The sequence below is a fragment of the Mycoplasma amphoriforme A39 genome, from assembly GCA_000723365.1.
GTDB classification, from domain to species: domain Bacteria; phylum Bacillota_I; class Bacilli_A; order Mycoplasmatales; family Mycoplasmoidaceae; genus Mycoplasmoides; species Mycoplasmoides amphoriforme.
The window spans coordinates 162,576-184,358 of the sequence record HG937516.1 but is presented as its reverse complement, the minus strand read 5'-3'; the positions used below and the strand labels follow the sequence as shown (position 1 = coordinate 184,358).

At 31.1% G+C, this 21,783-nt stretch carries 16 protein-coding genes; 11 read left to right on the top strand and 5 right to left on the bottom strand.

From position 1 onward, the window contains the following. The first annotated feature begins 2 nt into the window (after positions 1–2). Positions 3–2,846, top strand: coding sequence for a hypothetical protein (locus tag ABDB96_RS00725; protein WP_343251606.1), 2,844 nt, complete (start codon positions 3–5; stop codon positions 2,844–2,846). Positions 2,847–3,860: 1,014 nt separating this feature from the next. Here ABDB96_RS00725 and ABDB96_RS00720 read toward each other — a convergent pair. After that, the gene (locus ABDB96_RS00720) at positions 3,861–5,606 is read right to left on the bottom strand and encodes a hypothetical protein (RefSeq protein ID WP_343251605.1); all 1,746 of its coding nucleotides are present in this window, start codon (positions 5,604–5,606) and stop codon (positions 3,861–3,863) included. 385 nt (positions 5,607–5,991) lie between these two features. On the opposite strand from ABDB96_RS00720, the gene ABDB96_RS00715 reads away from it, so the two are divergent. Further along, entirely contained in the window at positions 5,992–6,276 is a 285-nt protein-coding gene (locus ABDB96_RS00715; protein WP_343251604.1) for a hypothetical protein, read from the top strand. Between the two features lie 11 nt (positions 6,277–6,287). Here the strand turns inward: ABDB96_RS00715 and asnA are convergent, their stop codons facing one another. After that, positions 6,288–7,268, bottom strand: coding sequence for an aspartate--ammonia ligase (gene asnA / locus ABDB96_RS00710; protein WP_343251603.1), 981 nt, complete (start codon positions 7,266–7,268; stop codon positions 6,288–6,290). Between the two features lie 81 nt (positions 7,269–7,349). On the opposite strand from asnA, the gene ABDB96_RS00705 reads away from it, so the two are divergent. The 8 genes from ABDB96_RS00705 to glyA all read left to right on the top strand — a co-directional run bounded on the left by ABDB96_RS00705 (position 7,350) and on the right by glyA (position 13,463). Beyond that, positions 7,350–8,120 carry a type III pantothenate kinase gene (locus ABDB96_RS00705; protein ID WP_343251602.1) on the top strand — a complete coding sequence of 257 codons (771 nt, stop codon included), beginning with the start codon at positions 7,350–7,352 and terminating at the stop codon, positions 8,118–8,120. 154 nt (positions 8,121–8,274) lie between these two features. Continuing rightward, the gene (gene rpmE / locus ABDB96_RS00700; RefSeq protein WP_343251601.1) at positions 8,275–8,577 is read left to right on the top strand and encodes a 50S ribosomal protein L31; all 303 of its coding nucleotides are present in this window, start codon (positions 8,275–8,277) and stop codon (positions 8,575–8,577) included. Positions 8,578–8,650: 73 nt separating this feature from the next. Then, positions 8,651–9,733 (top strand): peptide chain release factor 1, encoded by a 1,083-nt coding sequence (gene prfA / locus ABDB96_RS00695; protein WP_343251600.1) that lies wholly within the window; start codon positions 8,651–8,653, stop codon positions 9,731–9,733. Next, positions 9,687–10,598, top strand: a complete 912-nt coding sequence (locus ABDB96_RS00690) for a HemK family protein methyltransferase (protein ID WP_343251599.1) — start codon at positions 9,687–9,689, stop codon at positions 10,596–10,598. Before prfA ends, ABDB96_RS00690 begins: the two co-directional genes overlap by 47 nt. A gap of 4 nt (positions 10,599–10,602) precedes the next feature. Beyond that, positions 10,603–11,172, top strand: a complete 570-nt coding sequence (locus ABDB96_RS00685) for a Sua5/YciO/YrdC/YwlC family protein (RefSeq protein ID WP_343251598.1) — start codon at positions 10,603–10,605, stop codon at positions 11,170–11,172. Further along, positions 11,153–11,629: an RpiB/LacA/LacB family sugar-phosphate isomerase gene (locus tag ABDB96_RS00680; RefSeq protein ID WP_343251597.1), complete on the top strand. Its 477-nt coding sequence runs from the start codon at positions 11,153–11,155 to the stop codon at positions 11,627–11,629. The genes ABDB96_RS00685 and ABDB96_RS00680 overlap by 20 nt, the downstream gene beginning before the upstream one ends. 3 nt (positions 11,630–11,632) lie before the next feature. Further along, entirely contained in the window at positions 11,633–12,241 is a 609-nt protein-coding gene (locus tag ABDB96_RS00675) for a hypothetical protein (protein WP_343251596.1), read from the top strand. Further along, the gene (gene glyA / locus ABDB96_RS00670) at positions 12,222–13,463 is read left to right on the top strand and encodes a serine hydroxymethyltransferase (RefSeq protein ID WP_343251595.1); all 1,242 of its coding nucleotides are present in this window, start codon (positions 12,222–12,224) and stop codon (positions 13,461–13,463) included. Before ABDB96_RS00675 ends, glyA begins: the two co-directional genes overlap by 20 nt. 868 nt (positions 13,464–14,331) lie before the next feature. Here the strand turns inward: glyA and ABDB96_RS00665 are convergent. The 3 genes from ABDB96_RS00665 to ABDB96_RS00655 form a co-directional block, all read right to left on the bottom strand. Continuing rightward, positions 14,332–15,420, bottom strand: a complete 1,089-nt coding sequence (locus tag ABDB96_RS00665) for a ZIP family metal transporter (protein WP_343251594.1) — start codon at positions 15,418–15,420, stop codon at positions 14,332–14,334. Between the two features lie 134 nt (positions 15,421–15,554). Beyond that, complete coding sequence (locus ABDB96_RS00660; protein ID WP_343251593.1) at positions 15,555–17,099, bottom strand: ABC transporter ATP-binding protein; 1,545 nt, start codon at positions 17,097–17,099, stop codon at positions 15,555–15,557. A 14-nt stretch (positions 17,100–17,113) separates the two neighbouring features. Continuing rightward, positions 17,114–21,079, bottom strand: coding sequence for an ABC transporter permease (locus ABDB96_RS00655; RefSeq protein ID WP_343251592.1), 3,966 nt, complete (start codon positions 21,077–21,079; stop codon positions 17,114–17,116). Positions 21,080–21,259: 180 nt separating this feature from the next. Here ABDB96_RS00655 and ABDB96_RS00650 point away from each other — a divergent pair, with 180 nt between their 5' ends. After that, the gene (locus ABDB96_RS00650) at positions 21,260–21,775 is read left to right on the top strand and encodes a Holliday junction resolvase RecU (RefSeq protein WP_343251591.1); all 516 of its coding nucleotides are present in this window, start codon (positions 21,260–21,262) and stop codon (positions 21,773–21,775) included. Positions 21,776–21,783 lie beyond the last annotated feature (8 nt).

Below are 21,783 nucleotides of genomic sequence, written 5' to 3'. Positions count from 1 at the left end.
TCATGAAATTAAAAAAGAAACGTTTTTTTAAAAAAAGTCAATGGCTTCTAGGAACCTTTAGCACTTTTGGCATTGCTTTTGGTGCTGTTTATTCGCTAGCAAAAACATTACCAGCCGATTCAAACTCTACAAAAGCTTCAAAATGAAAGTTAAACAATCAGGTTGAAACAACCAATTTTAGCGATGAGAAAGTCTTAAACCAAATTAATTTAGGTGATATTGCCACTGGTAGTTTGAGTAATAAACCGATTGTGACTGATGATGGTTCTTACGTAACTTCGTTTGCGGCTAATAGTGAGGCAAATTCAATCACAAGCGGAATTGTTAAACTTAGCCCGTTTGGAAAGCCGTTATATGCTGTTGATATTACTAGTTTAGAAATCACTGCCACCGGCAACGAAACGTTTACCAACAACCTTGCTGGCTACCACGTTACCCAAGTTGTTCAAAACTATGATGATCCGTCAATTTTTTATGCTCTTGCTGTTAACCCACAAGTTAAGATTAGTGGAAGTTCATTAACACAATTAAGCATTACTGATCCTGGTGTTGTTTTAGGCTTTCGTGATGTTAATAACCAAAAATTTGAACTAGTCACCACGGTTATTTTAGGCCTTCCGGAATTTCCTGGTGAAGATACTAATGGCGTAAAAGTTAAAGATTTCTTTGAAAAAGTAAAAATCGCACAACCTTACAGTGAAAGTACTACTGATACTGAATTAACTAACGAGAATAACACTAACCAAAATTCTAAAGCCAAAAAATTGTTAGAAGAATGGGAAGCGGTAACTAATCCAATTTTAGGAACCGGAAATTTTCAAGGTAGTGTGATTTCGCATCTATACTACTGAAATTTAAAAAATATGGTTTATGCTGACGGAGCAATTGCCATTTATGGTAGCAATGTGTTGCCAGCGTTTTGATTTTACGCATTTAACGTTTTTGATAATACTGACAAAAAACCGTTGAGTGGTAGTAATGATGATCCTGATCAGATGATTCATAACAAGGCACGGTTATATGCATTGTACAAATGGACTAATCCGGTTAATGCACATTTAGATCGAACGGAATTTGTTAACGAGTTTGATGAAGAAAGCCAGAAGGTAAAAGCACGGACTTTTATTTCACTAGCAGGTTTAAAAAGTTATTGAGGTAGTTCGCAAACTAACCGTTTTTATTACCCAGCTTATTTAATTGCTGGTGCTAGTACTACTTTGCAGAAAACTTATGACGATAATGGTGCAGTTCAACCACAGTCCACACTGGCTTCAGTTCATGTCGGAGCAACTAACGCTGGGTATAATAGCACAACCAATAACAGTGATTTAGTTTTTCATAACGTTGGTTTAATTAACGGTAACAAGGCTGAAACTGACATTTCCTTTAAAAATTCAGTTGGGTTAATTGTTAGTGATACACCAGTTAGTACAATTAGCACTTTAGCAAAAAAAGAAGTACGCAAGAAACTAGTTACTGGCGGTGATCGCGGAGATCTTTTTGAAAATAATGCCTCACGGTTGGTGTCTTCTGCCACTAATTCTAGTTCGACTCAATCTTCCCAAAATGATAATTGATCCCAAACAACAGCTAATATCCTTTATGCTTTTGATGTCCAAGTGTCAGTTCCGCCACAAAAGGGTAAATCGGTAATTAATGCCTTCTTTTTAACTAGGGATCATGTTTACCGCCTGGGATATCGACTTGACCAAAGCAGTGCACCGACAGGATCAAAAAAACAGGTAAGTACAACTGCTGAATTAGATTTAACAAAATCTTTAGTTCCACCACCAACATCTGGCAGCACTGCTTCATTTAATCCGCGCAAATTATCGCAAATCTTGGTTAATAATAACCGGTGGTATTTAGTCTTTAATAACGAAACAACATCATCTGTTTATACAATTGGGCTTTCGGGCGGAGTTCTTTCAAAAGGTAAGGATGGCGATAAGTTGTTTCCAAACGGTAATGGTTCGGTTTTTGTCACCCCTTCAGGCATTTTACCGCCTAATGATAGTTTTAAAGTTAATGCTTTATTACCCCTAGCCAACCGGTTTATTTACTCAATTGAAGATGATATCAGCACGAAAGAACGAATTGTGCGTTTGCAAGAACAGTTAACTGAAAATGGTCGTTTCAGCAGCACTACCCCATTAAGTCGCTCGTTTAACGCACTTAACGGTGAAATTCCAAAATATGAAAAGGACAGTCCCATTTGGGGAACTGTCGGCATTCAAGATGCTAATTATCTAACTAGAAACGGATATAATGGGTTAACTGTTAATGAGTTGGCTAATAATAAAACCCGGCTTAACGACTTGCTTGTGCATCGTCCTGCATTCCCTGGTCAAAAAGCCCGAATTATTGCTAACCCAAATCAAAATTCTACGGAATTACCGGTAAGTTTTGAAATTGAATATTTCAATGGCAAGATGTATGGCAATAATACCATTCAAAACACTAGCCTCAATTTTCCTAATGAAATTGTTAAACCACTAGCAGCCCAACCAAAATGAGTGGTTCCAACTGCTGTTGGTGTTTCTGTGGCTGCTGTTGTCTTGTTTACATCGATTGGACTTGGTATTGGTATTCCCATGCATAAAAATCGCAAAATCCAAGATAAAGGCTTTGTTAGTACCTTTAAAAAGGTGGATACCTTGACTTCGGCGGTTGGCAGTGTTTATAAGAAAATTATTACTGAAACTTCTGCTGTTAAAAAGAGACCACAATTATTGAAAACTGCTGATAAAAAACCAGCAAGTGCTTCTATATCTAAACCTACTGTACCAATTAAAAAACCAATTAATCCGGCAAAACCGCCAGTTCCGCCTAAAAAACCAGGTTAATTTCTAAGTTTATTTAATTTTAGAACTAACGGATTTTGTCAAGCCAGATTCACTTGTTTTAAAAACTATATAAGATCTTAAAGATATGAAAAACAAGCCTTCATAAAGAACGCTTGTTTTTTTATTTACTAATGCCTCGTTTAAGTTAATTAATCAAATTATTAATTTTTTAAATATTCCATGAACATGATGCGTAGTTTTCATCTTCGTTATTATTTTTTAATTTTCCTATTTTATTACGTAGTTAAGAAATAGATTTTTGATTTGTTTTATCAATAAGTTTCATGGTAATCTGCCCACTAGAAGTTTGAAGTTTATAGAACCTAGTTTTTAATGCTTTATTAATTTTTTTAGGATTAGGTTTTCGAATTAATGAATGAATTTCTTTACCAAAAAAATTTTATAATTTTTCTGGTTCGCTTTTTGTTGCTTTTTCTTATTATGCACATTTGAATTATTGCTATGAAAAGTTATTAGGACAGTTTATATATTTTCTTATCTATGCATAAATTTTTATGATCTAGTTTCCATTTTTAAAATATTAACCTGATGTCTTTTGCTTGCAGATTAGGTAAATCAAATAAATATAGACTAAAATTATTTTCATGCAAAAATAATTAATATTTTAGTTTATAAACATTATCTTTTTTTGAGTAGATAATTTTCAAATGAACATTTGTTTAATCAATTAAATGCGGTTTCATGAATAATATCTAAATTTCAATTTAGTAATTGAATTTTGAACAAATAGTTCCTAGGTTGTTATAGATTAATTGATTCATTTAGTTCTGGTGTTGATTACTTGTGCACAATGGTTTTTTTAATTTGATATAAAACAAGATTGCTTGAATACATTTTAACTGTAAGAATTATTAAACTTTTAAATGATGCTTTATTTCTGATAAACAGATTTAATTTAATTAACAAATAATTAAATATCTTTTTAAATTAATTTTTAACTTCTTATTTAATTAAATTATTTTTCATTAACAAACTTAGAAACAGATAAATAATTTATAAAATTGTTTCAGGGATGACAACAAATTTTCCGTTATTTACTTTAAGAATTAAGCGTTGCTGTCTAAACAGTAAAATTACATAGGTGAAGCCATTTTCAAGAGCTTTTTTAAATTCAGTTTCTGCTCATTCAAAAATATTTTTTTCTTCAATAGGAACGGTCAATATAATTAATTTTTCTTTATTGTCATTCGAATAAATTGAAAAATGGTTATCAGTTTCAGTGATCCACTGAAAGGATCGTTTTGTAATAAAGTCTTGCACTTTTTCTTTATTTTTTTCTCAATCTAATTCATCAAAATTATTTCCTTGAGTCTCTAATGAATTAAAAATATCGTTCAATCATGACGGATCATCATAAATATCTTCCAAAGCAAACATTAAACTATTAGGACCATATGTTTGTCAATTATCACTTAATAATTTCGTTATTTCTAAAGTTTCATAAATTGTTTGGTATGCTGCTTTAGAAATAATAAAATGCGTTTGAATTTCGGTTACAAAATACAAGTAGCTTTGTTCGCTTAGTGCTCTTAAAACTAAGATTGTGAAGAAGTCAAAAAAGAAAGTTCGGCACAAATTATGTTTCAACCTATTGGAAAAATTAGCCAAGAAAATTTTTGTTAAACGTAATAACTCCATTAACTGAAAATTGGAAGTTGCTTCTGTTAAAAAAGAATTAATAATTTTCGAAAAACGCTTGCTTCTAAAAAATAATTCTTCTGCATCGATGTTTAGTGTTATTGACAACTGACGGAGTAAAAAGAATAAAATTGTATGGTAATTTGTGGCTGTTTTAAAACTACTAATGTCAATTACTAAAAAATTATTTTTTCCTCAATTCGGATTGTATAACTGTTTAATTTCAAAATCATCAACAATATTAACCGTACAAATTATGTTGTTATTTAAACTTAGTAAAATTAATAGTAATTGAAGGATTTTATCGTAATTTTTATCGTTATGGTCGATTTCATTGTATAAGAAGGAACTATGGGTTGTAATGAAAAATTTATGAAGATTACGTTTCTTGTTCGCTTTATTTTGATTTTCTGGAAGAACAAAATATTTATTTAAAATCTTATTAAAAATTTCATTAGCATTGGAAGTAATTCTTTGTAACTTGTTGTAGCGAATGTTAGAAAACAAATAAAATAGCAATGCTGTAATGCCACCAATAATTAGAAAGATACAAAAAGAAATTCAAACAGCAAAACCACCACTGCCAGCAAACCGGTGAAATTCATTAGATCTTAATAATGTAATCGATAATAATGGCACACCAACAGACGTCCCCAAGGTTGAGATCGTCGTTAAAATGGGAAATAATGATTGGGTTCGAACCACCAAGTATTCATTTGATGCCAAATTATTAAAATCGGTTAACATTTTGTCAATCTTATTTTTTTTATTTTGAACAACGATTTTTTTAATTCATTTTGGCATGTGTGGTGCTTGAAAATTATCGATTGTTAAATTTGCTTTTAAATTAAAAATAATATCAGAGATCACGCGATGATGACTAAGAGCAACAATTGGTTGAATTAAAACTAATTCATTTTTCAGTTTTAATTCGTTTTGGTTTTGCTTAGTTGCTTTATACTCGTATAACGAAGTCAAAGTTCGGCTTTTACGGTTATTAATTTTTCCCGCGATGATTACTATCCGCTTTTTTTCATTATTTTCCAATTGTTCAAACAATTTTTCTAGTTGTGATGGATATTTCTTTTTGGGACTAATCATAAGATTTATCCTTGATGAAATGATGTTAATCATGAGCGTTGAAAATCAACACATTTTGTCACAAATAATTATATACGAAAGCCTTATCTATGATTAAATTAGGCATGATAGTTTTTGAATAGCATTTACTGCTTTTTACTTTATAGATTGTTATTGAAATGATTGCTTAAAAGCAAATCAGAATAAACCAACTTTATTAATGAAACCAAATTTTTTAGCATAGATTTAGATTTTTTTAAAATCAACCAACTTTATTATAATGATAACAACTTTTACTATCATCAGTGTGATATAATCAATATAATAAAATGTTTAATAGATTTAATAGAAAAACAATTACCAAAATTACTACATTAATATTTTCTTAACTGCTAATTAACAAACTATGGCTACAGTATCAAAAGGTTCCAAAATTTCTAAAAAAACACCAAAACTTTTCCTTCCTGTCGAAAAAATAGTTTATGTTCACATTGTCAAACCAATGAGCACTAAAATGCTTCGAGAACTAATGAAACAAATTAAAAATAAGTTTGGCAAAGATGAAAGAAATAAACTTGGATTTGTTGAATTTTGAATTAGTTCATCTTTGCTAATAACCATTAGCGATCTTTTACAAACAATTCAATTTGATAAATTTTGTAAATATTTTCTTCACGAAATAAAAGACTAGATTTTAGTAATTTAGAGTAAAGTAATTTTTTTACGTTCGCAATCTTTGTAAATTTTGTCAGTTCAAACTGAACTTTGAATTTCGCCAATGTGTAATTTTTGTAAAAACAAATAACACAAACGACTTTGTCCAATACCACCACCGATTGTTTGTGGTAGTTTATTAGTTAACAACATTTGGTGAAACATTAAATTTTTACGATCTGTAGCGTTAACTAATTTTAGTTGTTGATCTAATGATGCGGCATTTACCCGGATTCCCATTGAACTTAATTCTAGTGCCTTGTTTGTTTTTTGATTATAAACAATGATATCTCCATTTAAGTTTCAATCATCATAGTCTGGTGATCTTAGATCATGAGTTTTGCCATTGGATAATTTATGACCAATTCCCATTAAAAAAACCGCTTTATGTTTTTTTGCAATTGCATCTTCGCGTTCTTTCGTACTCATTTTTGGGTACATATCCAAAACTTCTTGCGAACTAATAAATTTAATTTTATTTGGTAATTTTCAGTCTTTATTGTCGCCATATTTTGCAAGTGTGGCAAGTTGGGTTTTGCGAATTACTCCATAAATATCATTAACAATCTTTTTTAAAAATTCTAAATTACGTTCGCTTGCTTTAATTTTTAATTCTCAATCCCATTGATCAACATAAATTGAGTGGACATCATCTAATTCTTCTTCAATTCTTAAAGCATTCATGTCAGTATAAACACCTTCATGCGTTGGGATTTCATAGCGTTTGATTACCCATCGTTTTCATTTTGCTAGTGAATGGATAACTTCGGCACTTACGCCGTTAATTTTTGATGAAAACTTTAAACTGTGTTCACTTCCTGATAAATCATCATTTATACCAGTCCCTGACGCAACGATAATTGGTGCTGAAACCCGATGTAGTTTTAATTTTTTACTCAGATTGTTTTGAAAAAAGTCCTTAATAAACTTGATTGCTTTTTGCGTTTCTAAAAGACTGATTTTTTTCATTCTTATCCTCCATGTTTGGTTTTAAAATTATATAAAAGCAAAATATGAAACGATAAAATTGTTTTAATTAAAATTGAGCAAATGCCTAAGCTTAAAAACTCAAAAGCAGTCCTAGTAGTTGATATTGGTAATTCACAAATTAAAGTAGGTTTAATCAAAGACCAGAAGTTGATAAGGTTTTTAAAAACCGATACTAGTTTAGATCTTGGCAGAAGATTATTTAAAGAGCAATTAATTAAGAAGTTTCAAAATATAAATATTGAAGGATCGATAATTGGTAGTGTGGTTCCTGAAAAAACCTTATTTTTCAATAATTTTATCAAGGATCATTTTGGGATTAGCCCATATCTGATTTCATCAAAAACAAAATTAAATTTTTGTATATCAAAAAACGTTGCAGTTAATGAAATTGGTAATGATTTGTTAGCATTAGCGTGTTATTGTGCCAATCTAAAAGCCAAAGATGTGATTGGCTTTTCTTTTGGAACAGCATCAGTTGGTATTTATTTAAAAAATAAGGAATTAATTGGTGGGATTATTGCTCCGGGGATTCATTCATCAGTTAATTGTTTAATCCAAAAGGCACATTTATTAAAAAAAATTGAATTTAATCTTTTTTCGCATTTAACGATTGGCTATGATAGCAAAACAGCAATTGAATCGGGATTATTTCACATGCGATTAGGTTTAATTTTTAGTTTCAGTCAATTCATTAAAAAAAATTATTCAATTAGACAGACTAAAGTTATTGTTACTGGCGGTAATGCTACTGATTTTCAAATGAAAATGATCCAATATGATGGATCAGCAATTTTATTTGGTTACAAAATTATTTATGATTTAAATCATTAACTGTCTATTGCTATGTTAGATTTTTGAAGTTAATTTTCTCAGTTAATGTTTTTAATTAACTGATTATGTTTGTAATATTTTTTTATGAATATCGGTTATAATCTTACTTAATATTTTTTATATAGTTCTAATTTAGTGATATAGCGAGTAATTAATGAAAAAGACAACAAAAAAACAAACCCACCCGACAATGAAGGAAGTGGCTTTTACTTGTGCTGGATGCACTAGTACCTACAAAGTTACAACAACGCTAAATGCCACTGAGCAACCAATTGATATTTGCAGTAACTGTCACCCTTTCTATAAGGGTTCTAATGTTCAACAAGTTGTTAAGGGACGAGCCGAAAAACTTTCGGTTAAATTTGAAACTGGAAAAACCACAGTTACTTCGAAACCGCCAAAAATTGTTAAAAAACATAAGGAAGTTCATAAACCAAAAACTTTCGCTGATCTTTAAATGAAGGTTTTTTGCAAAATTGGCTTTGCTAATTTTTTGCAAATTGTTTTTTCAAAATCATTAACTTCATTTTATGCAATATAACAAACAACTCCATGATGCACTTAGCAAAATTGCTGCCCACGCAAAAACTCTTGAAGAAGAATTAACATTGGCTAATTGCGACTTAAAAAGAATTCGGGACATTAATCGTGAACTAAAACATAAAAAAAAGGTTTTAGAAGTGTTTTATCAGTATGATAGTTACTTAAAACAAGCAAACGAAGCCGAAACCATATTAAATGATTCAATGATGAAAGAATTACACGAATTAGCATCTTTGGATTTATCGATCGCTGTCAAGGAAGTGCCTGTTTTAGAAGAAAAATTAAAAATTTTATTATTGCCTGTTGATCCTAATGATGATAAGTCAATTATTGTTGAAATTAGAGCCGCAGCCGGCGGAGATGAATCAAGCATTTTTGTTGGGAATGTTTATGATATGTATAAAGCGTATTGCGATTCCCAAAAATGGGAGATTAAATTGCTGGATATGTCACCATCAACTTCTGGATATAGTTTTTTGTCATTTGAAGTTAATGGTGAAGACATTTACGGAAAAATGAAATTCGAGTCTGGTGTGCACCGTGTTCAACGCGTGCCGTTGACTGAAGCGAAAGGTCGTGTCCACACCTCAACAATTACAGTTGCTGTTTTGCCACAATTAGATGAAGTGGAAATTCAAATTAATCCTTCCGACTTAAGGATTGACACTTACCGTTCAGGCGGAGCTGGGGGCCAGCACGTTAATCGGACTGAATCGGCAGTTCGTATTACCCACCTACCAACAGGTATTATTGCTGCTTGCCAGGAAGGCAAATCACAAATAATGAATCGCGAAACCGCAATGCGAATGCTGCGTGCTAAATTGTGAGAAGCCGCCCAAGCCGAGCAAGATGCCAGTCTATCATTATTACGAAAATCACAAGTTGGTTCTGGCGATCGGGCCGAAAAAATTCGGACGTATAATTTTCCACAAAACCGGGTAACTGATCACCGTATTGGTTTAAGTTTAAATAGTTTAGATCGCGTTATGATGGGCGATTTGGAAGCATTAATTGAAGCGTTGCGTGCTGACGAACAAGCCCGAAAAATGGCAGAAGTTACCAATTTATAAAATGTTAACTTTTCACAACTTGTGAAATTTTCTGTCTAATAAATATTTAACCAATTTTGTTAAATATCAAAATGATTTTTTAGCATTAGTTATTCATTGCTCCAAAATCGTTAAATCACCAGGTGACTTTGTCTTCAAGCGAGATCTAGAAATTGATTTTGAATGTGCATTTTTATTAAATTTAATTGATGATTTTTTGATTAATTTAAAACCAATTGAATACATCACCAACAAAAGGCACTTTTTTGGTCTTGATTTTTATGTTGATAACCGAGTTTTAATTCCCCGAAATGATACCGAAAGTGTTTTGGCTACTTTTATTAGTCATGTTGGTAAGTTTATAACCAAAGACCAATATTTTTTAGATTTAGGGACTGGTAGCGGGTGTTTAGCCATTGCTTTATCAAAACAATTTAGTGAATGTTCAATAATTGCAAGTGATATTTCCAAGGAAGCATTAAAAGTTGCAAAAATTAATCAAGCAAAACACTCCGCAAATAATGTCACGCTTATCCAAGCAAATTTTTTAGATGTCCTAAAAAAAATTAATCATCATATCGATTATTTAATTTGTAATCCACCATATGTTGATACTAATGATTGTCATCTGGAAAAGGGAGTACGAAAACACGAGCCTTCCATTGCGTTGTTTGCAAATTCTCGTGGTTTGCAGTATTATCAATTATTGTTTAATGAATTACAAACTAATTTAGATTTTCAACCCAAAGTTATTACTTGTGAATTGCACGAATATTTGGCAGACCAAATTAGTTTTTTGGCTAATAATTTGCAAAAAAAATATAATGTAACTATTAGTTTAGATTTAAATCAAGCTAAACGAGCCATTACTTTAGTTAAAAAATAAACTCATGGAAATCTATGAAATTTTTCATATTGAAAAAATTGCCTTTCTCTTAAAAAAGAATTATGCGTGCATTCTTGAAACCGATACCCAACTTGGTTTGATTTCGCATGATGCCAATTTGCTTTATGAGTTGAAAAAACGACCACAGATAAAAAAAATTGTTACTTTTGTTTCTGATAAAAATGCTGTCAAAACTGATCACCAATTATTTTTAGAATTGACTAAAAAATTTTGACCAGGTGCACTTACTTTAATTTTAGATGGAATTTCTTATCGGATGCCTGATCACAAACAATTGCTAAAAATTTTGCACAAAACCGGTCCAATATTTTCGACCAGCGCTAATTTACATGGTGAAAAACCTTTTAATAAAGTGATCGATTACCAAACTGTTAGTCATTTTCAAAATTATCGTAACCGTTTGTTTCTAGTCAATGGATGTGCTAAAACTAGATTGCCTTCAACTGTATTTAATGTTAACAATGGTATAATATCACGTAAAGGCCTACTTTATCACGAACTTATTGCTTTTTTAAACTTAATGAAAATTAAATATGTCTACCAAGAAAAATAAATTACCGACCATTTATATTGGTGCTGATCACACGGGTTTTCACCTTAAGAAACAATTAATTGATTGGTTAACAAAGCAAGATTATTTAGTTCATGACTTAGGTAACCATGTTGAAGATTTAGCCGATGATTACCCCCAATATGGCTTTGCAGTAGCAGAAGCTGTTGTTCAAAATAAAAAAGCGGTTGGTATTATTATCTGTGGAACTGGGGTTGGTATCTGCATTGCGGCAAATAAAATTAAAGGAGCCAGAGCTGCATTGGTTTATGATCCAAAAATTGCCGATTTAGCCGTACGTCACGATAACGCTAATATTTTGACTTTAGCTGCAAGGCAGACATCGTTTAAAAAAATGCAGTCAATTATTAACATTTTTTTAAACAGCAAATTTGAAAAAGGACGTCACTCCCGACGGGTCAACCAAATTATTGACTATGAAACAAAGTCGGGAATATAGCAAATGATAAAAAATAAATTTTTACTGGTAAAGAACAAGTTATGTGCCTTTTTTAATCAGCAACATGCTGCATGAAAACATTGATTTCTATTTTTGAAAAGAAATTTTCTCAACAAAATAAATTATCAAAATTCATCACTTACTATTGAACAAAAACGTTTACTTTCTAAAAAAAGATTAACCATTTTTTGCTATTTATTAGCAGTCCTTTTTTTTATTATTAGTGGTTTATTAGGCGTATATGGACTTGGCGGTTACACATTTAATGTAAGTCAACCCAACGAATTGAGCGGTAAAAATTTTAGTTTTTTAAGTGTTTGGGGTTTTGATGCTTCGAGTCCTGGAAGTCAAGGTGATTTGCCTTTTAAAAAAATTTCGCCTGAATCCGCTATTCCCGGCCATAATGTGAGATTTGAAATTAACACCCCGATTAGTACGTTTTGAAAGCTACGGTTTGTTTTGTCTATTTTTGCTGTTTTATTTGCCACTGCTGCTGTTGGCAGTGCGCTAACTGGCTTTTTTGTGATGATTTCTTATTTGAAAATTGCTCAGAAAAAAACCAAAAAATCTTATCGCCCAGGACATTTAGTTTATGCAAAGTTCAAAACTTAAATCCCTTTTAAATTCGGAATTATGGCGTCAACAAAATTACATTCAATTGATTGCCTCAGAAAATTATGTTTCTGAAGATGTATTGCAAGCCGCTGGCAGCGTGCTTACAAATAAGTATGCTGAAGGTTTTCCTTATAAACGCTATTATGCTGGCTGCTATAACGTTGATGAAATTGAGCAAGAGGCAATCAATTTGCTAAAAAAATTATTTAATACAAGTTATGCTAACGTTCAACCACATTCGGGATCGACAGCTAATGCAATTGTTTACTTAGCACTATTAAAACCAGGCGACAAAGTTTTAGCAATGGATTTGAATGCTGGGGGACATTTAACCCACGGATCAAAAGCAAATTTTTCTGGAAAAATCTATGAATTTCATACTTACGGATTAAACACTGAAACCGAAACATTGGATTATGATGCGATCGAGAAGCAAGCCTTAGAAATACAACCAAAATTAATTGTCTGCGGTGCATCCAATTATTCCCGAATCATCGATTTCAAGCGTTTTGGTGAAATTGCTAAAAAATGTGGATCTTATTTACTTGGCGATATCGCTCATATTGCGGGTTTAATTGCGGCTAAATTGCACCCAGATGCCTTAAATTATTGTGATGTTGTGACTTCAACTACTCACAAAACCTTACGCGGACCACGCGGTGGAATTATTATGAGTAATAATGAAGCAATTTTTAAAAAGTTAAATAATGCTACTTTTCCCGGATACCAAGGCGGACCATTAGAACACATTATTGCTGCTAAGTATGTTGCGTTTGAAGAGGCGTTAAAACCTGATTTTAAAGAATACCAAAAACAAGTCTTAATTAATGCTAAAGCCATGGCTAATGTTTTTATTAACCATGGCTTTCATGTTGTTTCTAACGGAACTGACAACCATTTGTTATCAATCGATGTTTTTAACAAGGCAAAAGTAACTGGTGATTTGGTAGAGCAATGGCTTCACGATGCAGGAATTGTTGTTAATAAAAACACGATTCCTAATGAAACCAATTCACCAATGAAACCTTCGGGAATTCGCGTTGGATCACCAGCCATGACCACACGCAAATTTGGCATTAATGAGTTTAAAATGGTTAGCGAATGAATTGTGCAAATCATTAAATCAATGGGCGATAATGCCATAATTGAATTAATTAAAGCAAAAGTTCAAACCCTATTAAAACAATTTCCTATTTACGAAAATATGAAATATTTATAAAGTTTTTAACAAAAAATTTTTATTTATTTTTATTGCTAAAAACAACGCAACCTTTTTAAAGTTTTGCAATTTAAGTAATAAAAATAAAATAAAGTGACTTAAAACATCGATTGATTTTTTCTATAGAAAAAAACCAGTTTTAGCGATTAATTCAATAACTTGCTAAAGCTGGTTTTTATCACGCTTATATGAAGTTATTCCAAAAATATGCGAATTTTTGCTTCTTTAATATCGTAATTCTCATCATTTTAACCGGATACTAAAATACGAATTTTAGGCATTATAAATTTTATGTATGTATAACGTGCTATTTAGAAACGAAGAAGAACGTTAATAATATTTTATAAATTGTAGTTTTATTAATTAGAACTGTTAGATTTCGCCTAATATTTTTATTTACAATAAATGTATACCAAACTTGATATTCAGAAGTTTAGGTTATCTTTCAATGGTTGTTCATCGATTTGCATTAGTATGACGAATTATCTAAACTTATAAAGGTCATCTTATCAGAGTGAGTTTACTTTTTTTAAAAATATCATTGATATGAACTTGTTTTTCTTTGATGTTGTTTTAAATGAATCTTAACTATGAAATTGCAAAAATTATCATCAAAAAGATTTATTTGAAAAAATTCGAGTTTTTAGAGAAGGATTTGAAACTTTTAGGAAATAGCCAAAAAGAAACTAACATTGCAGTTTTAATTATTAATACTGCATTTGTAATAAATACCAAATTGCTTAAAGTTAATTTTTATTAATTAAGTTTTTATAATTTGTGAAAACTTAATCTTGAACCTTGTGTATAAAAAAAGATGCCAACATATTGGTTGCATCTTTTTTAGAGTTAGATTATCAAATTTTTCTCATTAAATTCTTAACGATTGTAAACTAAATACGCTTTGTGCTATTTGCTTAAAATGGTGTTCGTGGCCATGGTCATGACCCGCGTGACCGTGACTGTGACTGTGACCATGTTCACCATGTTCGTGTCCGTGTGTGTGGAAGGACAATAAAATTAAAGCAACAATAATTCCAAGTGCAAAGGCAATAATCACTTTATATCATTCTTTCGATTGCATATCTTTAAAGTGAATAAATTCAGGAACAATTTCAATAATTCCAACAAACGTAATGATTGCTCCACCAGATGCATTAACTACTGGCAAGAACCAGCCTAATCTTTGTAAGTAAGGGTTGATATATGCTCCTAAAAACATAATTGGAACAATCACTAAGGTTGTTAAAAAATTATACATCACTGCTTTTCATCGTTTTTGTCCATACTGAATTTGGCGGTAATAAATAATTACTGCTTCAACTAAAATATGTAAATTAAACGTGATAATAAAACCAATGTTAAGTTCCTGGTTACTATCAGATGTGAAACGAGATGTGAAACGATAGGTTGCACCACCGAGAATAAAACCATCAATCATCCGGTGACTTAAAATTAAAAAAATTACAAGTCACGCAGCTTTAATGGTTTTCGAATCAATATCATGAACATTAGTAATAAGATCGTTATGCCCGTGCATCTCGTGGGTGTGGTGGATTTCACCAAATTTTTTAATAAATAAAAATCTAAAAAGAATGACAACTGTCAAACCAATTAAAGCCCCGCCAGCTGTTATTCCTATGGCTAATCCAGCCTCAATTGCTTCATTAACTTTTCGAATATTACCACTTCTTAAACCACTAATATATTCTCTGCCATGTTCAAGTGATTCACCTATTAACCCAACGGTTCCTATTAGGACAAAAATTGCTGATGAAAAAGCATACAAGTAAAAATTTGACGTTGGCTTTAGTTTTGGTTTGATAAAAGAAAGTAGCAAAACGAACAAGCTTGGTACAGTTAATAAGATAAGAATGTAAATCAATAGATTTACGAAAATTGCTAGATTAATATTGCCATTAAAATCTTGGCGATGATATGGAAAATAATTTGGAAACATAAACCTTCTTTCTGATAATTTAAATTGAATAAATATGATTATATCCAAAAATTTTTAATTTATAAAAATTATAAATAAAGTAATTTTAATTTTTCTGATTTTTTGTTATTTTCAGATTTATAAAAATAAACAAGTTAATCTCCGCCTCATTTTACTTCACTAACTTTTTTAGGACGTGAGTTTTTAACAATGAGTTTGATTGTACCGTCACTTACTTTAACGACAAAAGTTGCAATTTCAGCAATTAAAGGATTGTGCGTCACGATCACTAGAGTACTTTTATATTTTTTATTAATTTCCACAAATTGTTCTAACACAATTTGCGTCATTTTTTCATCTAAAGCCCCAGTTGGTTCGTCGCCAAAAATAATTTTTGGGTTTTTCGAAATTGCTCGAACAATCGAAACTCGCTGTTGTTGTCCGCCAGATAATTCGGCCGGTAACCGGTTTCGATGCTCGTACATGCCAATATCTTTTAATAATTCATCAATATTTAATCTTAGTGCTGCATTTGGTTGCAAGTGTGCACCAATTTCAATATTTTCCTTAACAGTTAAATTTGGCAATAAGCCATATTGCTGAAAAATATAGCCGACATTTTTGCGGCGAAAATTGGTTAATTTTGTATCTGAAAACGTGAGTAAATCCTCATCGGCAACAATGGTTTTTCCAGACGAAGCCCGATCCATCCCGGAGATAATATTTAGTAATGTGGTTTTACCACTACCTGATGGACCTAAAATAACCACAAATTCTCCCGGAGGAATTTGTAAATTCACCCCTTTTAGAACTTTGTTAGTGGTAACACCATTAGAATAATATTTAACAACATTTTGTAGATCAATAACAAAATCTGTTGACTTGTAATTTTGTTTTAAATTCGCTTGATGAGGTTTGTTTAAAAGATCAACTTTAACAACCTCGTTTTCCCAAAAAGCTCTTTCCACTTTGAATTTTAACTTGTCGTAATTTTTATAAAATTTATGTAATCCGTAAGGATAAATCTGTTTTGTTTGTTTGTTAACGTACGGTTTGGGTGCAAGATTTAAAAAATTCGCTTTAAATTCTAGGATTTTTTGCTTCCGTTTTTGATCATTTTTTTTGGTGGCAAGTAAGAGTTTTTGAGGAATTGCATCATCGGTTGCTTTGTTTTCTTCAAGGCTTTCAAAGTAAGAAAACAAACTGTTAATTTCCGAATTAATAATCTTATGATATTCATCTAATGATGTTGCATACATGAAGCGTTTTTTTGATCCACGGTGCTTTTCGATAAAATCATTAATAATTTCGATAACTGATAGAATTTTGCGATCAACGTAGTTTATAAAATTAATGACACTATATTTTTTTTCATGACCATTACCATCTGTAAATAAGTGACGGCGGTTATTGATTTGATTACGTAAAACTCTAAGTTCGTTAAAAGTTTTATTGACTTGAGCGTTAATTTTACCAATCGATTTGATCCCAAATGCTGCTTCTAGTTGTTTTAAATTGTTAATGATGTGTTGACTTACAAAATTTAAATAGGGGTTAGCAATTTCTAAAAACTGTTGGTGAACACTAACTATTTTGGTTTCCGGTCGTTGTCAATTGTCTTCAACAAACGGAAAATTGGGAATAATTTTGGTTTTTTCATTTGTTGCTGTTTTTATAACTTGGTTATTGTTATTAGTCATAGATTTTTCTCGATCTAACAATTTTTAATTTCTTGTGCAATTTTCAACCTTCGTAGTGAAATTCAGTTTGATATTAACGAAACAGTAAAAACAAGTGTTAATGATAAAAGCGAGGCAATGACCGTTCATGGGTTTAATATGCTGTTTAGAATAATGTTAGTATTACTAAAAATAATGGCGTCATATGTTTGAATAAATGCGATGGAAATTGGTACAGAAATAATTAATCCAATAACAAAAACGGGAATATAAACTGATAAAAACGAAATTAGAATTTTAATATTTGAGTATCCTAAAGCCTTTAACCTGATGCCAATTTTTCTTAGTTCATCAATTAACATATTGGAAATCAAAATAACAATTAATACCACGATTGGCACGATAATGCCAATAACAATGTTTTGTAGCATGACCGATGTCGTTGAAACACTATTAAAAATCCCCTGATTAGCCGAGGCATTATAAATAAAATTAATCATTGAAGTGTAGGGAAGACCACCATATGTTTTGTTCAAAATTTCTAAGTAGGTTTGCACGTTTTGGATATTTAAAATTTCGCTATCTTTTTTCCCCAGTGCTTTTAATAAGGCGAAGTAACCTGGTTTTGTTGGATCTTTAATTGTATTTTCGATAATTATTTTCATTAAGTTATTGTCTTGTGAAAAACTACTAGTTCCTGGAAATAAACCCGATTCACTAAATAATGGTGTTGATTGATTAAAAGTTAATAAATTATTGGTGTAAAAACCATTAAATGGTAAATTATTGATAATTTCATCATCGTTAAACTTAAGAATTTTATTTGCTGCTTGATAACTTGTATAAAATTCGTTATCTTTTGCCGAATTATTAATGCCAATAACGTTAAAGGTAACAGTTTGTTTGTTGTTTATTTCCGCATTGATTTTGCTAAAGATCCGGTCATAAGTATTGGTTACTTTTACTTGAAACTGCGATCCTTTCGCTAAGTCGTATTTTTTAGCAGTATATAAATTAACGATCAATGGATATGTTTGATTTTCGGTTTGTGAATTGTTATTACCATTTAGTCTTGTGTCATTGCTAAATAAATCGTGATTAATAATTTGATTCTCCGAATTGGTTAAGATTGGTCCTAAATAATCATCAGGAATTTGGCCATCAGCACCAATCCAATCTTTAATTCCCTTTATCATGACTTTTTGTTGATCAAAATCTTCACCTTCGATCCGGGTGTATGCGTATTTTGGCGAACTTTTACCATTAGCAAATTGTTGCCTAGGATCACCAATGGTCTTTTCATCTAAACCAATCACGTTATATGTTATTTTATAGTCAAGGGGTTGGTATTTTTTGTTAGCAATCATGTTAAATTGTTTGATTAAAAAATTTTTAAACTGACTAGTTAATGCACCATCTTGGACAACTTGTGGTTTAATTTCATAATGAACGTTACAATCCTCATTATTAGAATCATTACATGTTAAAGTTTGATCAATAAAATCTTGTGCGTTTTTGTCACGTTGCCAAATTTCTTTTAAAAATTCTTGATAGGCAAAATTCGATGCGGAAACCTGGTTTGCTGGCATTAATGATTGTGACAGCATTCAGGGATTAACGGTTAGATCGAATGTTCCTAACCTAACGCCAATGTTGTAATCTAAACTTATTTTTGATTGCACTAAGTTTTTCAAATAAATAATGTTATTAGTAACTGGTGAATCAATCCCATCTAAAAATAAATCAGGAACATGCAGATTACCCCAATTGTTAAAGGTTGGATCATTGGGATTGATGCGGGTATTTGCTAAAAAATAATGCGGATTTTTATTTTTAATAACCGGGTCAGTTTGCCCTAATTCTTTAAATGATTGGTATTTGATTAACCCGCTTTGAATTGTTGGTGTCGCTAAATCAATGGCGTACTGGTAGTGATGCGTTTTTCTTGTTTTTTCTTCAACTGAAGCAAAATTACCATTAGCAGTTATGGCGAAATTGAAAACCACCATTGTTGCAATTGATAACGAGCATAAAATAATTAATTTTCAAAAGGAATTAAACGCCAATGAAGCCCTAAATCTAGTAATTACGTTAAATTTAACTAATGGTGCCTTCATAATTATGGATAATTTGGAAACTTTATAATCGCTATCATTTTTTAAGCTTTTAACCACGTTTTGTTTTAAAACAAAATAACCAACAGTTAAACTGGCGATAACAAAAATTAAAAGCGGCAAGAAAATCGCTAGAAAGAAAAAGCCGATATTAAATAAGGAAATAGAAACGGGAATAAACCAATAAGACGAAAATAATGAAACGGCAGTTGATTGTAATCCAAAAGTTACTAGGTATCCAAAAATACCACCAATAATTGATGGAATGATACTAAATAACAATATGCTTAAATTAATTTTTCAGCGTTTAATTCCGTTTGATTGCAAGATGGCAAGATTTTGTCGATTTTTCGTAATGTAATTTTTAATAATTAAAACTCCAACAAATAATGCCAGACCAATAATCACAATGGTTAGTAGGGCAGATACTAAGGAAATTGTTGAAACCAAATAAGGAATAAAAGTAGTTCTAGCGGCATTTAAATTAAGAATATTTGTTTGATCACTTGATAAATATGCGGCTTGAATGGTTGAAGGTCAGGACATAAATTGTCTTGATCATTTATTAATTTTTTCTAAGATCGCTGTTCTTTGTTCAGTTGTTGCATTTTCTGGAAATTTTGCAACCAGATTTGCTTCAATGGGATTGGTTAAAAACGCAGATCTAATGCGCTTATATCCCGATGTGTTGGTGTAATATAAGTATTGACTTTCAGGATTAGGAATCAAAGCATTTCCGTTAAAAACGGGGTACATAAAATCAGGGGTAATGCCAACGCCTAAAATTAAGTATTCAGTTGCACTAATTTTAATTTTGTATTTTGAGTCAATTTGGTTAAATGCTGCTTCAAATTGTTCGCTTCCCAGTTTTAAGATGTTGTTTCAGTTATCAAGATCTTGATAAACTTCTTTTTGATCACGTTTTTGCTCGATTGCAAAATTACCAGGGGCCACAATTGCTCCATAAGCGGAATAATCTAGAACTCTAAAATTTAAAGGAACTTGATCTTGCCATTCAACTACATATTTTCAACCATCATTAGTAAATTTAGATTTTGAACTAAGAAAGATTTGCTTTAAATTATTGAAGTGAATGGTTTCTTCTGGTGTTAATGAATCTGATCATTTTCCTTGAGTGGCGTACTTAATCGCAGCAAGGTATTTGTTAAGTTTAGCATCTTTAGTTCCGTCAATATTTTTTTGTCAATTAACGAACAATGGTAAGTATTTATTATTTGCAAAGATTTCACGAGGGTGTTTGCTTCAATCTTTCTTAGTAAGTTCACTATATAATTGCTGTAATTCTAAAAAAGAATTTGCTGCAGGTAATGGTTGTCCTTGATAAAGTACAAGTTTGTCTATTTGATCTTCAGGATTTGATTGCACAACTTTTTTTTGAATGTTTCCATCAGTAATATCAATCGTTTGAAATTTTCGAAACCTGACTTGCTGTTCTTTTAAAATTTTGTCAACCTTAATATTGGGATCATTTTCCAATGCTTCCAATAAGTTAGCGCGTGCTTTTTGTAGCAATGTAGTCGTTTCTTCATTGTTAGCACGGCCTAAATTATGTGAAAAACCTGTTAGTTTTTCGTATTTACTCCGATTTTGTTCAAGGGCTTGTTTGACTAACGGATTTCCTTTGGAATTTTCAGTTAACTCAATTCGTCCGTTTTTACGTTCGAATTGCAGTAGTCCATAATCATACTTTTCGTTAACAACAAATTCATCAAGATTTCCTTTTTGAACTAGATTATCATAAGAGTTTTTGAGATTACTTGTGGTGCTGTTTAGTAAGGAAAAAACTCCGGCTGATAAAAATATTAGAAAAGTTAAACTGATTAAAGCGATCTTTGTCCTTAAAAAAGAACGCAGAACATTTTTCAATAAGTTCTTCATAGTAGTATATTATAAATTTTTAACTAATATATTGATCTTTTTTTTGTCCGTCCCATGTTCTTGATTAAGCGAGATTACAAAAATTAAATTGCAAATTTTTGGTATTTTTGGGAGTTTTTTTGACATTAGATTGTAGTAGGAATTTATTAAAACTAGATCTTTGATATTATGCAATCAAACCGTGGCATGTTTTTGGAAACGATTATTAACCGAACAATCGCTTATTTTTGTGGTCGCAAAATCGCTTATTTTTCGAAACGGCATTTACCCATTAAAGTTTATTCATTTCAAGGTCGGAGAATTCAGGGTTGGCTTGGCGAAAAAACACAAACTGATTATTATGGCGTTTATGATGGCTATTATTTTGATTTTGAAGCCAAACAAGTCTCTTTAAAATTATTTCCTTTAAAAAACTTGGCCGCTCACCAATTAAAGCATTTAACTGATATCGTTAAGTATAAAGCGTTTTCTTTTGTAATTGTGTTGTTTACTAATGTTGATAAATTCTTTTTAATAACGACTGAACAAATTTTAGATTACATGAATAAAAATCCACAAAAACAATCGATCCCCTATGATTATTTTCTAGAAAATACAGTTGAAATCAGTCTAATTTTTCCTGATATTTTAGACTTTGAGCCAATTTTTATTGAACTCATTAAATTTAAAATCAACCAAACATAAGTCGGCTG